Annotated in this window: 11 protein-coding genes; 10 read left to right on the forward strand and 1 reads right to left on the reverse strand. The window is 34.5% G+C overall.

The features are described 5' to 3' along the window. Nucleotides 1-330 precede the first annotated feature (330 nt). Nucleotides 331-618, reverse strand: a complete 288-nt coding sequence (locus WKT09_RS01705; protein WP_340414365.1) for a transposase — start codon at nucleotides 616-618, stop codon at nucleotides 331-333. A gap of 167 nt (nucleotides 619-785) precedes the next feature. On the opposite strand from WKT09_RS01705, the gene WKT09_RS01710 reads away from it, so the two are divergent. The 10 genes from WKT09_RS01710 (at nucleotide 786) to WKT09_RS01755 (ending at nucleotide 13,437) form a co-directional block, all read left to right on the forward strand. Then, complete coding sequence (locus WKT09_RS01710) at nucleotides 786-2,444, forward strand: thiamine pyrophosphate-dependent enzyme (protein WP_340414366.1); 1,659 nt, start codon at nucleotides 786-788, stop codon at nucleotides 2,442-2,444. 17 nt (nucleotides 2,445-2,461) lie between these two features. After that, the gene (locus WKT09_RS01715; protein WP_340414367.1) at nucleotides 2,462-3,895 is read left to right on the forward strand and encodes an NAD-dependent succinate-semialdehyde dehydrogenase; all 1,434 of its coding nucleotides are present in this window, start codon (nucleotides 2,462-2,464) and stop codon (nucleotides 3,893-3,895) included. A gap of 34 nt (nucleotides 3,896-3,929) precedes the next feature. Continuing rightward, the gene (locus WKT09_RS01720) at nucleotides 3,930-5,630 is read left to right on the forward strand and encodes a dihydroxy-acid dehydratase (RefSeq protein WP_340414368.1); all 1,701 of its coding nucleotides are present in this window, start codon (nucleotides 3,930-3,932) and stop codon (nucleotides 5,628-5,630) included. After that, nucleotides 5,630-6,958 (forward strand): glucarate dehydratase, encoded by a 1,329-nt coding sequence (gene gudD, locus WKT09_RS01725; RefSeq protein WP_340414369.1) that lies wholly within the window; start codon nucleotides 5,630-5,632, stop codon nucleotides 6,956-6,958. Before WKT09_RS01720 ends, gudD begins: the two co-directional genes overlap by 1 nt. Before the next feature lie 93 nt (nucleotides 6,959-7,051). Further along, nucleotides 7,052-7,546 (forward strand): tripartite tricarboxylate transporter TctB family protein, encoded by a 495-nt coding sequence (locus WKT09_RS01730; protein ID WP_340414370.1) that lies wholly within the window; start codon nucleotides 7,052-7,054, stop codon nucleotides 7,544-7,546. 16 nt (nucleotides 7,547-7,562) lie between these two features. Continuing rightward, the gene (locus WKT09_RS01735) at nucleotides 7,563-9,047 is read left to right on the forward strand and encodes a tripartite tricarboxylate transporter permease (RefSeq protein ID WP_340414371.1); all 1,485 of its coding nucleotides are present in this window, start codon (nucleotides 7,563-7,565) and stop codon (nucleotides 9,045-9,047) included. Nucleotides 9,048-9,063: 16 nt separating this feature from the next. Continuing rightward, entirely contained in the window at nucleotides 9,064-10,038 is a 975-nt protein-coding gene (locus tag WKT09_RS01740) for a tripartite tricarboxylate transporter substrate binding protein (protein ID WP_340414372.1), read from the forward strand. A 14-nt stretch (nucleotides 10,039-10,052) separates the two neighbouring features. After that, complete coding sequence (locus WKT09_RS01745; RefSeq protein WP_340414373.1) at nucleotides 10,053-11,063, forward strand: mannonate dehydratase; 1,011 nt, start codon at nucleotides 10,053-10,055, stop codon at nucleotides 11,061-11,063. A gap of 84 nt (nucleotides 11,064-11,147) precedes the next feature. After that, entirely contained in the window at nucleotides 11,148-12,659 is a 1,512-nt protein-coding gene (gene garD / locus WKT09_RS01750) for a galactarate dehydratase (protein WP_340414374.1), read from the forward strand. Between the two features lie 70 nt (nucleotides 12,660-12,729). After that, complete coding sequence (locus WKT09_RS01755; RefSeq protein ID WP_340414541.1) at nucleotides 12,730-13,437, forward strand: FadR/GntR family transcriptional regulator; 708 nt, start codon at nucleotides 12,730-12,732, stop codon at nucleotides 13,435-13,437. Nucleotides 13,438-13,444: the final 7 nt, after the last annotated feature.

Consider the following 13,444-nt stretch of genomic DNA (forward strand, 5'->3'; position numbering starts at 1 on the left):
GGATTTTTTACTTTGTATGATTGATCTCCATTTAAAATTGTCTTAATGTGTGTCTTCATGTAACGAAAGTATAACGATTGGTCAACAGCGTTTAGTGTATACGACAGCGGTGTAAAGTTCTTTTCTTTCACACTTTCCAATAATGTTTGATATAAATGATAATGCATTTTTAAATCTTCATCATAATCTAATAACTCATTGATCATACTTGCCTCCAAGCGTTGGCCAAATAACGGATAATATTTATAATACGTGTAAGATATGTTGTGCTTGTACTTTAATAATAACCACCAATGCTTCTTTAATCTAAGATATTTCTTCCTATCTTCGTTATGAGATGTTCTCAATTCGATTCATAATATGCACGCGTGTCTGATTCATCGAACGACTAATTAATTGAACGATATGGAAACGGTCGATTATGATCTTCACTTGTGGAAATATTTCCTTTATCACATTCACATATCCTGCATTCATATCAATCGTTAAGGTTTCTACCCTCTTCAAATCTTTTAAATGATAATTCCGAATGAAATGTTCTTTGATGGTTTGAGCATCTCGACGTTCTAAAATGTCAATGATATCACCAGTTTCTGCATTCACATATTCAAATGCCATTTTATAAGTATTATAAGAAACTATGAGTCGTTGAAATTATATAAAACTATAAAAAATATATGATGAAAAGTCATGTTTTAAAAATAGAATTTTCTAAAAATTTTATTGACAGACAATTATATATGTCATATAATTAACTCACAAAATTATATAAGGGTGAGTTAATAATGACAACTAAAACTAATATACATGGTGGTCAAGCGATCGTAGAAGTTTTAAAAAATGAAGGTGTAACAAAAGTATTTGGAGTTCCAGGTGAAAGCTATTTAAACGTGCTAGATGCATTATATGAAGAATCTAGTATCGACTTTATTTCAGCAAGACAAGAAGGTGGAGCATCTTTTATGGCAGAAAGTTATGCTAAATCTACCGGGGAAGTAGGAGTTTGTACGGCGACAAGAGGACCTGGAGCCACGAATCTATCTATTGGTTTACATACTGCTCAACAGGATTCTACACCATTAGTGGCACTTATTGGACAAGTGGAAAGAAATGTTAAAGACCGTGAAGCGTTTCAGGAAGTAAATTTTGTTAACTTTTTTAAAGAAATTTGTAAATGGACAGTCGAAATTAATGATGCAAACAGAATTCCGGAGATTTTACATAGAGCATTTCATGTAGCACGATCTGGAAGACCTGGTCCTGTCTTGGTTTCATTGCCGGAAGATATGCAAGATGATTTAGTTACAGAAACACCTTATCATCCAATTAAAAAGTCTAAAGTATATCCAAACGATGAAGATGTGAAAGAAGTTGCAAATTTATTAAAAGAAGCAAAGCAACCTGTAATTATTGCTGGTGGTGGGGTAATTTTATCTGAAGCGACAGATCAATTAGTAACATTATCTGAAAAGTGTTCGATTCCAGTTGCTACAGCATTTAGAAGATTCCATGCATTCCCGAATAAACATGAAAATTATATTGGAACATTAGGGTTAGGTGCTAGAGAAGAACTTTCTAAATGTATTTATGAAAGCGATTTAATTTTAGCGCTTGGAACTAAGTTTTCACAAATGACTACAGATAACTATACTCTGATCAATGAAAAATCAAAATTAGTGCATGTAGATATTTCCGAAGAAACGATAGGTAGAGTTTATTCTCCAACATTACCAATTGTTTCTAATGTAGATACATTTTTAGAAAAACTGCTAGATTATGTGGAAGAAAATAAAGATGAAGACCGTCAAAGATACGTTCAAAATGAAAACGAGAAGTATGTTGTGTTTTCAACACCTAGCAAAATAGAAAATGAAAATTATGTGAATCTAAAATTAGTTCTAGAATATATTCAAAACAATTTATCAGAAGAAAAAATCATTACGAGTGATGCTGGTAATTTCTTCTCTTGGATTTCTAGATATTATAAGTTTGATAAAAATGCACAATATTATGGGCCGACATCCGGAGCAATGGGATATGGAATGCCATCTGCAATAGGCGCTAAAGTTGCTCATCCAAACAAACTAGTTATCTCTTTATCGGGCGATGGTGGATTTATGATGAATCCCCAAGAATTTGAAACAGCAGTTAGATATGATATTCCGATTATTTCAATCGTTGTTAATAACAACCTTTATGGAACAATCCATACGCACCAGGAAGGTAAGTTTCCAGATCGAGTAATTGGAACGAGATTAACGAATCCAAACTTTGCTGAATATGCTGAGAACTTTGGTGGGCATGGGGAAAGAATTACAAAAAATGAAGATATTGCTGGTGCTTTCGAAAGAGCGATTCAATCCAAGAAACCTGCGATAATTGAAATTTTAACAGATCCAAAGATTTTATCTGCAAATCATGAAGTTCAATTAGAAAACAAATAATATTAGGAGGAATAAAAATGTTATATATCAACGGTGAGTGGATACAAGGGGAAAATACATTAAAAGTAGTCAATCCTTCTACGGGAGAAGTTATAGATGAAGTAACGAAATGTAATAAAGACGATATTGAACATACGATTGAAGCAGCAGAAACTGCGTTTAAAGAGTGGTCCAAAAAAACAGCAAAAGAAAGAGGAGCATATTTATTGGAAGTTGGTCGTATTTTACGTGACCGTACCGAGGAAATCGCTCAGGTTATTACAAAAGAAATGGGAAAACCGTTAAATGAAGCAAAAACAGAAATTTCCTTGGCTATTGATTATTTAGAATGGTATGCAGAAGAAGCTAAAAGGATTTATGGGGAAACGATACCACCATCTTCCGGCTCTAAACGACTGACGGTGATTAGACAGCCTATTGGTGTAGTGGGCGCTATCACGCCGTGGAATTTTCCTATTGCTATGATTACACGAAAAGTTGCACCGGCGCTTGCATCAGGATGTACAGCTATTGTAAAACCAGCTTCTGCTACTCCTTTGACTGCAATTGAAGTTGTGAAGGCTTGTCATGAAGCAGGTATTCCTAAAGGGGTAGTCAATTTATTACACGGTTCAGCAAGTGAGATTTCTAAAGGATTAATGGATTCACCAATTGTGAGAAAAATTACATTTACTGGATCGACAGAAGTTGGAAAACAATTAGTAAGGGATTCAGCGAAAACATTGAAAAAGTTAGCGATGGAACTAGGCGGACACGCACCGTTTATCGTTTTTGAAGATGCCGATTTAGATCAAGCGGTAGAAGGTTTAATGGCGAGTAAATTTAGAAATGCTGGGCAAACTTGTGTTTGTACAAATAGAGTATATGTCCATGAGAATGTGATAGACTCTTTTGCTCAAAAGTTAAAGGAAAAAGTAGATGCTATGAAAATTGGTGATGGATTTGAAGAAAATGTAGATATCGGACCATTAATTGATGGAGCAGCAGTTGAAAAGTCAATAGAACATGTAGAAGATGCAGTGCAAAAAGGCGCTAAAGTCATTACAGGTGGAAAAAAGGTTACGGAAGAACCTTATCATAATGGTAGTTTTATGTCACCGACAGTTATTGTAAATGCTACGCATGAAATGAAAATATCTCATGAAGAAACATTCGGACCAATTGCGCCACTATTTCCTTTTAATGATGAGGAGGAAGTCGTTGAATTAGCAAATAGTAGTGAATATGGATTAGCATCATATATTTATACAAATGATATTTCACGAAGTGTGCGAGTAAGTGAAGCATTACAATATGGAATCGTAGGAATCAATGATGCACTTCCAACTGTAGCACAAGCACCTTTTGGAGGGATTAAAGAATCTGGTTTCGGTCGAGAAGGTGGACGACAAGGAATTGAAGATTATTTAGAGTATAAATTTTTATCCTTACAAATCAATTCAAATAACTAATATATAAACCTTAATAATTAAGGAGCGAAGAATAATGAAGAGAAAAGGTACAGCTTACGGTGATGAAGGATTTAGTGAATTTATAAAAATGGCGTTCCGAAGACATTTAGGGCATGATGAAAGTGATTACGAAAAACCTGTCATTGGAATTGCAAATACTTTTAGTGAAGTAAACAGATGCCATTCACATTTAGAGCCAATAGTAGATGCGATTAAAGATGGCATTATTATGGCTGGAGGGACTCCATTAGAGTTTCCAACTATATCTATTGGTGAGATGTTCACAAGTCCAACAACAATGTTATATAGAAACCTTGTAGCAATGGATACAGAGGAAATGATTTCGGCTCAACCAATTGATGGAGTTGTATTATTGGGTGGTTGCGATAAGATGGCTCCAGCACAATTAATGGGTGCAGCAAGTGCAAATAAACCAGCGATATTATTTACTGGTGGTCCTATGAACAATGGAGAGTATAAAGGTAGGACATTAGGTGCTTGTTCAGACTGTAGGTATTTTTGGCAAGAGTATAAGGCTGGTACTGTATCAGATGAAGAAATTAATGATATAAATAAGCAATTAGCTCCAACAGCTGGACATTGCATGGTAATGGGGTCTGCAAGTACTATATCATCTTGTTCAGAGGCTTTAGGGATGATGCTGCCTGGAGCGGCTGCAGTACCTGCGACATTTAACGAAAGAATGAATTTAGCTAGACAAACTGGTAAGACGATTGTAGACCAAGTAAGAAACAATTTAACACCTTCAAAAATAATGACAAAAAAGTCTTTCGAAAATGCAATGAAGCTTTTAATGGCAATAGGTGGATCCACAAATGCAGTGATTCATTTGATTGCTATTGCTAAGAGATTAAATATCGAAATAACTTTAGATGATTTCGACAGAATTAGTTCTGAAACTCCATTTATCGGAAATTTACGACCTGCTGGTAAGTATCAAATGCAAGATTTATATTTTGCAGGTGGAATTCCCGCAATTTTAAAAGAATTAGAAGGTTTATTGCATATGGATGAATTAACAGTAACGGGAAAAAGTTTAAAAGAAAATTTAAAAGACGTTGCTGTAGAACCTGAATATAGAGATGTCATTAGAACAGTTAGTGATCCGCTTCATAAAGATGGAGGGATTGTCGTCTTAAAAGGAAATTTAACACCTGATGGAGCGATTATTAAACCGAAAGCTGTTATTAATAAAAAGATGTTAAAACATCGTGGGAAGGCAGTCGTTTTTACTTCTTTAGATGATATGGAAGAAAGAATTAATGATCCAGAACTAGAAGTAGATGAAAATAGTGTACTAATACTTCAAAATGCAGGGCCTGTTGGTGCACCTGGAATGCCTGAAGCAGGAATGATACCAATACCTAATAAACTATTAAAACAAGGGATTAGAGATATGGTTAGAATATCTGATTGTCGTATGAGTGGAACTGCTTTTGGGACAGTTATACTTCATGTTGCACCAGAAGCTGCGGTTGGTGGACCAATTGGCTTAGTGAAAACGGGAGACATCATTAATCTGGATGTGGATAAAAAGGAATTAAATGTAGAAATAAGTGAAGAAGAATTTGCTCAAAGGAAAGCGGGTTGGACGCAGCCAGAAAATCACGGTCGTGGTTATGAATGGTTATATAGAAAGCATGTATTGCAAGCAAATGAAGGCTGTGATTTTGATTTCATGTTACCAACAAATGATGGGAGAGAAAACACTTAATGGTTACACCTAAAATTGTAAATATGTCGGTATATCCTGTAGCTGGACACGATAGCATGTTGTTAAATTTAAGTGGTGCTCACGGACCATACTTTACTAGAAATATCGTTATATTGGAGGATAGTACTGGCAATTTGGGAGTTGGAGAAGTACCTGGTGGAGAAGATATAACAAATACATTAAAGGATGCTACTTCCTTAGTCATAAATGAGCCAATAGGTCTATATAAAAACATCTTAAATAAAGTTAGAAGCACATTTTCGAATCGAGACAAACATGGAAGAGGTTTACAAACATTTGATTTAAGAACGACTGTTCATGTAGTTACAGCAATTGAAGCGGCATTATTAGATTTATTAGGTAAACAATTAAATGTACCTGTCGCTGCCTTATTAGGCGAAGGGCAACAAAGAGAAGAAGTAGAAGCACTAGGTTATTTATTTTATGTAGGTGATCAAAGTAAAACCGAACTACCTTATGTCACAAATGAATCGGCAACAAATACTTGGTATAAAATCCGTCATGAAGAGGCACTAACACCTGAAAAAATTGTTAAACTAGCTGAAGCTTCCTATGAAATGTATGGTTTTAAAGATTTCAAATTGAAAGGAGGCGTGTTAGAAGGAAAAGAGGAGATTAAAGCAATTAAAGCTTTAAAGGAAAGGTTTCCTAAAGCACGTATAACCTTAGATCCAAATGGTGCATGGTCATTAAAAGAAGCGGTTGATTTATGCAAAGATATGCATGGGATTTTAGCGTATGCAGAAGATCCGTGTGGAGCAGAGGATGGCTTTTCGGGTAGAGAAATATTATCAGAGTTTAGAAAACAGACTGGACTACCAACTGCAACTAATATGATAGCTACAGATTGGAGACAAATGAGTCACGCAGTTCAATTAGATAGTGTGACAATCCCGTTAGCTGATCCACATTTTTGGACGATGGAAGGTTCTGTAAGGGTGGCGCAATTATGCCATGATTTTGGATTAACATGGGGATCACACTCCAATAATCATTTTGATATTTCTCTAGCGATGTTCACTCATGTAGCCGCAGCGGCACCAGGAAATATTACAGCAATAGATACGCATTGGATCTGGCAAGAAGGGATAGATCGATTAACAAAACAACCATTTAAAATTAAAGATGGGAAAATTAGTATTCCTAATAAACCAGGGCTCGGGGTTGATATAGACATGGAGCAAGTATTGAAAGCACATGAACTATATAAAAATGAAGCATTAGGACAGAGAGATGATTCTGTTGCCATACAATATCTCATTCCGAATTGGAAATTTGATAACAAGCGGCCTTGTTTAGTTAGGTGATTTGAATCTATTTATTATAAAAACAGCAAGCAATATTTTATAGTATAAGGATATTTAAGAAAAGTCATTCTAGCTGAGTGAGGAGGTTTTACAATGAAACATATGTCTAGAGATGTATATATAAGTATCATATTTTTAATTATTTCGATACTCGTTTTTTCTATGAGCTTAAATATGCAAGCGTTAACAACTTCGGCGGTAGGTGCGGATTTCTTACCTAAAGTAATAGCGATTTTAATTTTTGTGTTAAGTAGCTATTTTTTAATCGTATCGATTAAAAATCCGGTAGGGAATGTTGTGGATGATACAGACGAAATGGAAGAAATCAATGATAGTGATGAATCAAAGAAGTTTACACGTGTATTGCTGACAGGTTTATTAATGATTATTTATGTGTTTTTAATCAACTTCATAGGTTTTATCCTTGCATCCATATTGTACCTAACTGTTCAAATGGTATTGTTCTCTAGTGTAACAAAAAGAAATATTATTGTATATTTACTTATTTCTATTGTTACATCGGTGTTTATTTATTTTGTATTTAGAAATATATTTTATGTCATGTTACCAAGTGGAATTTTAGGCTGAAAGAGAGGTGGTTGCTATGTTTGAATTACTACTCGACGGGATTAATTCCGTATTTACGTTCAAAATCATATTGTTAATTGTAGCAGGTGTATTTTTAGGTTTAGTATTCGGTTCTATCCCAGGTCTTACAGCGACAATGGCAATTGCTATTTGTTTACCAATCACTTATGGAATGGATTCGGTAGCAGGTATGTCATTGTTAATGGGATTGTATATTGGTGGAGTATCAGGAGGGTTGATACCAGCTATTTTATTAAAATTACCGGGGACTCCATCTTCTATTGCAACGACATTTGATGGATATCCAATGGCCCAAAAAGGAGAGGCGGGAAAAGCTTTTACATATGCAATTACTGCCTCTTTCTTCGGAGGGCTAATAAGTATTATCGCTTTAATGTTAATTGCCCCTCCACTTGGAAGGGTAGCATTACAATTTGGACCATTTGAGTTTTTTGCGATTGTTGTTTTCTCTTTAACATTAATATCAAGTTTATCGGGAGATTCCATTATAAAGGGAATTTTAGCGGCAGCATTAGGAATCGTATTCGGAATGGTTGGTTCTGCGCCGATTGATGCATTTCCACGCTTCACCTTTGGTTTTGATTCTTTAGATGCTGGATTCGATTTACTTCCAGTATTGATTGGATTGTTTGCTGTTTCCGAAATTTTGATTACAGCTGAACAAAAAGTCAAAAATAATAAGAAGAAAAAAATGAATAAAATTCAATATCGCGTAAAATTAAAGGAATTTTTATCTCAAAAATGGAACTTTTTACGTTCAACTTTAATGGGTTTAGGAATAGGTATTTTGCCAGGTATTGGTGGTGGAACGGCCAATATTATTGCTTATGCTACTGCAAAAAATGTATCCAAAACACCTGAAGAGTTTGGGAAAGGTCATCCTGGTGGGGTAGTTGCCTCAGAATCATCTAATAATGCCGCTATAGGTGGTGCGTTAGTTCCTTTAATCTCATTAGGTATCCCAGGAGATACGGTCACAGCTATGTTGTTAGGTGGATTAGTATTACATGGATTGCAACCAGGGCCAATGTTGATTCAAAATCATGGCGATGTTGTGTATGGAATATTTGCGGCGCTAATTATTGCAAATGTTTTAATGGCTCTGTTCTTATTTCTTGGTATGCGAGTGTTTGTAAAATTATTAAGTATACCACAACAAATTTTATTACCAATTATATTTATATTATGTGTCGTCGGTGCATTTGGTGTGAATAACAGAATTTTTGATGTAGGTTCATTAATTTTCTTTGGTATTATCGGCTATTTCATGATTAAAGGTAAAGTGCCATTAACCCCTTTAGTTTTAGGGTTCATTTTAGGGCCGATTTTAGAAACTAACTTACGACGTGGTCTTATGTTATCAGAAGGTAGTTTCGTACCATTTCTTACGGAACCAATTGCCGCAGTATTTTTATTATTAACAGTATTCTCGATCGGTTTAAAATTATTTATGAATTATCGAAAAAAAGTTTCAGGATAAAAAGGGAGGATTTAATATGAAGAATAGGTTTTTACTAGTAATGTTAACCGTTTTATTTACTGTACTTGTTGCGTGCTCAAATGAAGGAGCAGAGTCAAAAAAAGATGGGGATAGTTCTGATTATCCAAATAAACCGATTGAAGTAGTCGTTCCTGTTGGGGCAGGTGGAGATACGGATTTAAATACAAGAATTACAGCGAAGTATTTAGAGAAGGAGCTTGGAGACTCAATTGTCATCACAAATATTGAAGGATCAGGTGGTTCAACAGGAATTAAAGAAGTATTATCAAAAAAACCAGATGGATATACGGCACTTGCATATCATAACGCTATGCTTGTTAACAATATTTATGGGTTAGCAGATTATACGGCAGAAGATTTCAAATATGCAGGTATTGGCATTCTAGATCAGTCAAATACATTTTTAGTTTCGGAAAAATCGGAATATAAAGATCTTGATAGTTTAATTGCATATGCGAAAGAAAATCCAGGTAAAGTAAAAGTGGCAACAGAAGTTGGAGCAATGACACATTTACAAATACTAGAGTTTCAGCAGAAAACAGGAGTAGAATTTAATATTGTAGATGCAGGTGGTGCTTCTGAAAAAATTACAGCATTACTTGGTGGAAGAGTTGATATTGTTCCTACTTCGCTAGGATTAGTAAAGGACTATGTAGAAAGTGGAGAAATGATTCCGCTTGGGGTCATTGCGGAAGATAGATTAGAAGGTGCACCAGATGTTCCGACATTTAAAGAACAAGGTGTTGATATGGCAATAGACAAAGTATTCTATTGGGCCTTTCATCCAGATACACCTGATGACGTAATTGAAGTATTCTCAGAGGCTTTAGAAAAAGTAGCGGAAAATGAGGATTTTATCGAAGAAATCCAAAAGAATATGTTAACATCACAATTTTATAGTTCGGAAGAAACAAAAGAAAAATTAAATGAAATTACTGAACATGACAAAGAAGTGTATGACAATCAATAAAGGGGCGAATATAGATGCAAGTATCTATCACAACAAATACAACAGAATTATCTGATTTGGATTTACAACAATTGTCACAACTAGGTGTTGATAAAATTGATTTTGGGAATGGACATTCATTTCATGGGGTTAGTGAACAAGGATTTCCAGACTTAGATGAATTGTTAAAGTTAAAGAAAAGAATTAGATCTTGGGGAATGGATATTAATCGTGTTACATTGCCAAATATTGATAAAAATTATATGGAAAATCCAGAAAAAAATGAACAACAAGTGCAGAATTCAGTTAATTCTATTAAAGTTTTTTCCGAAGCGGGAATAGATATTGTAAGACAAAGGTTTGAAGGGGATGTATTTTACGGTCAGTCTAAATTTTATGAGGCTCGACATAGAGGTGATGCTATTGCAAGAGGTGAAAGCCTAGGTTTACTTACAAATAAAAAACCTATCCCAAGTAAAGATGCATTAGATAAGTGGTGGAATTCGTTTCGGAAGGCGTATGAACATTTAGTGGAAACATCTCAAGATTTAAATGTTAAATTAGCGATGCATCCGTCAGATACGCCACATCATAATTCCCCGTTTGATGGATTAGGCCTTCATAAAATTGTTGATCAGTTTCCAAATGAAAATGTAGGTTTTGTCTATTGTATTGGTACGAGAGCGGAAGCAGGTGGTTCTTCATTAGTGATGGATGAAATTAATCATTTTGGCAGGAAAAAACGAATTTTTCTTGTGCATTTTAGAAATGTAAGAGGAAGTTTGGCTACTGCTGGAGCATTTGAAGAAGCAATGTTAGATGATGGAGATTTAAACATGTATAAAATATTATTGGAATTAAAAAAGGTTGGATTTGATGGCTGTTTAAATCCAGATCATGTTCCTATTTTTGCGGGAGATGAACCTGATGTAGATAATAAGTGGGCTTATTCTAACATTGGCTGGAAGAAGTCAAGTATGGGGTTTGCTTACTCTGTAGGGTATATAAAGGCTTTAATAAATGCCATGAATGAATTTATGGGCTAATCTTTACTGAGTGAGATAATACGTACGAATAGTATTATCTCCCTTTTTATTTTAAAAATATTTTTGAAAAGGTAGGGAATATGAATGACAAAAAATAAATTGATAATTAAAGTGCATCACCTAGATAATATTGCAATTGTTACTAGTAATTTCACATTAAAAAAAGGTACAATTATAGATGAAGAAATTAAGTTGACAGAAGATATTCCACAGGGACAAAAAATAGCAATAGATGATATCCCTATTGGAAACGAAGTGAAGAGGTATGGAGAAGTTATTGGTTATGCGAAGAAGGGAATTGCTAAAGGATCATGGGTCAAAGGATCGGATTTGGAGTTAGCAATGCCTAAAGAAATATCAAAAATAAAATATGAACCTAAAAGAAATACAATCGATGATATAAACTTAACAAAAGAATATACTTTTTTTGGTTATAAAAACAAAAATGGGACAGTTGGTATTAGAAATATTTTAGGCATTACAACAAGTGTTCAATGTGTTGTAGGTGTTCTAGATATAGCAGTACAAAAAATAAAAGAATTACTACCTAAATATCCAAATGTTGATGATGTTATTGCATTAAATCATGCATATGGGTGTGGTGTTGCTATTAATGCGAAGGAAGCAGAAATTCCAATTAGGACGATACAAAATTTATCCAATCATAGTAGTTTTGGAGGAGAGGTTATAGTAGTTGGCCTAGGATGTGAAAAGTTACAACCGACAAGGATTACTGAAAATAATGGTGACATTATATTCCTTCAAGAACAAAATGGTTTTGAAGCCATGATTAATGAGATTGTAGAAAATGCAGAAGTGAAATTAAAAGAATTAAATAAAAGAGAGCGGGAAGAATTTCCACTCTCAGAACTTGTGGTTGGCACACAATGTGGTGGTAGTGATATTTTTTCAGGAATTACAGCAAATCCTTCGGTTGGTTATGCAGCGGACCTCTTAGTTAAGGCGGGAGCAACAGTATTGTTTTCGGAAGTAACAGAAGTAAGAGATGCTGTTCATTTACTAGTACCAAGAGCAGTTAATCAAGATGTGTTACAAAAACTATTACGGGAAATGACCTGGTATGATAACTACTTGTCAAAATCTAATGTTGATCGATCTGAAAATCCCTCACCCGGTAATTTAAAAGGGGGACTATCTAATGTAATTGAAAAATCATTGGGTTCTGTAAGTAAATCTGGAAGTAGTCCTATTGTAGATGTGCTTTCTCCAGGAGAAAAAGTAAAAAAGACTGGATTAAACTTTGCTGCAACTCCAGCTAGTGACTTTGTTTGTGGTACATTACAAGCGGCTTCAGGCGCACACTTACAAATATTTACGACGGGAAGAGGTACCCCGTATAATTTATCGATGACCCCGGTTATAAAAGTATCAACACGAACTGAGTTAAAAGAGCAATGGGCTGACTTGATTGATGTTAATGCAGGAGAGATTATTTCAGGAGAAAAAACAATTGAAGACATAGGTTGGGAGTTGTTTCATGAAATTATTGATGTTGCGAGTGGTAAAAGAACATCAGCAGAAAAACTGAATATTTATAATGATATTGTTTTATTTAATCCGGCTCCAATAACTTAATCATACAAAATGCCTAATTCTAAAGGGGAAATAATTAACAAAGCAATTAAAGATGCTATTATATATATTAATGGAGGAGATTAAATTGCGTGATATAAAAGTTAGTGGTGTGCAGCGAAATACGTTATCCAGACAAATACTTGAACAGATTATTGATATGCTAATGGATGGCGAATTAAGAGCGGGTGATAAGCTTCCATCGGAATTGGACCTTATGAATGATTTTGGGGTAAGTAGACCTGTTTTAAGGGAGGCTTTAAGTTCTTTAGAGACTCTAGAAATAGTAACACGAAAACCTAGGGGTGGAACGATTGTAAATGAAAAGATAGGAAGTGCTCCATTTAGAGCTATGCTAGCATTGGCTATCAATGATGTGGAAGCAATTATAGAAGCTAGAATGGCATTGGAATTAGGTATGGTAACTTTAGCGGCTGAAAAAATTAAGGAAAGTGAATTAGAAGAATTAAAGAAAGTAAATGATAAAATTAGGCAGTCTGTTTCGAATGATTATGGTCAATATGATATACAATTTCATAGAATAATTGGAAAAAGTGCAGAAAATTCTGTTATACAGGGGATGATGGATGCACTTTTGATGGTACATGAAAAAACAGATAGTTTAATTCCATATAGAGAGAAAGAGAAAACAATTAATTTTCATGAAAATATTTATCAGGCTTTATTAAAAAGGGACCCAATTAGTGCATATAAACATATGTATGAACATTTATCAGATGTAAGGACGAAAATTTTATCTAGAAATGATATAAAAAAGTAGTAAAATA

It is taken from the genome of Pseudogracilibacillus sp. ICA-222130 (genome assembly GCF_037892545.1).
Classification (GTDB): domain Bacteria; phylum Bacillota; class Bacilli; order Bacillales; family Amphibacillaceae; genus Pseudogracilibacillus.

Coding starts and splice junctions, on each gene's coding strand:
- WKT09_RS01710 (WP_340414366.1), top strand. CDS start 786: ATGACAACTAAAACTAATATACATGGTGGTCAAGCGATCGTAGAAGTT.
- WKT09_RS01705 (WP_340414365.1), bottom strand. CDS start 618: ATGGCATTTGAATATGTGAATGCAGAAACTGGTGATATCATTGACATT.
- garD (WP_340414374.1), top strand. CDS start 11,148: ATGACAAAAAATAAATTGATAATTAAAGTGCATCACCTAGATAATATT.
- WKT09_RS01720 (WP_340414368.1), top strand. CDS start 3,930: ATGAAGAGAAAAGGTACAGCTTACGGTGATGAAGGATTTAGTGAATTT.
- WKT09_RS01715 (WP_340414367.1), top strand. CDS start 2,462: ATGTTATATATCAACGGTGAGTGGATACAAGGGGAAAATACATTAAAA.
- WKT09_RS01745 (WP_340414373.1), top strand. CDS start 10,053: ATGCAAGTATCTATCACAACAAATACAACAGAATTATCTGATTTGGAT.
- WKT09_RS01735 (WP_340414371.1), top strand. CDS start 7,563: ATGTTTGAATTACTACTCGACGGGATTAATTCCGTATTTACGTTCAAA.
- gudD (WP_340414369.1), top strand. CDS start 5,630: ATGGTTACACCTAAAATTGTAAATATGTCGGTATATCCTGTAGCTGGA.
- WKT09_RS01755 (WP_340414541.1), top strand. CDS start 12,730: ATGGAGGAGATTAAATTGCGTGATATAAAAGTTAGTGGTGTGCAGCGA.
- WKT09_RS01730 (WP_340414370.1), top strand. CDS start 7,052: ATGAAACATATGTCTAGAGATGTATATATAAGTATCATATTTTTAATT.
- WKT09_RS01740 (WP_340414372.1), top strand. CDS start 9,064: ATGAAGAATAGGTTTTTACTAGTAATGTTAACCGTTTTATTTACTGTA.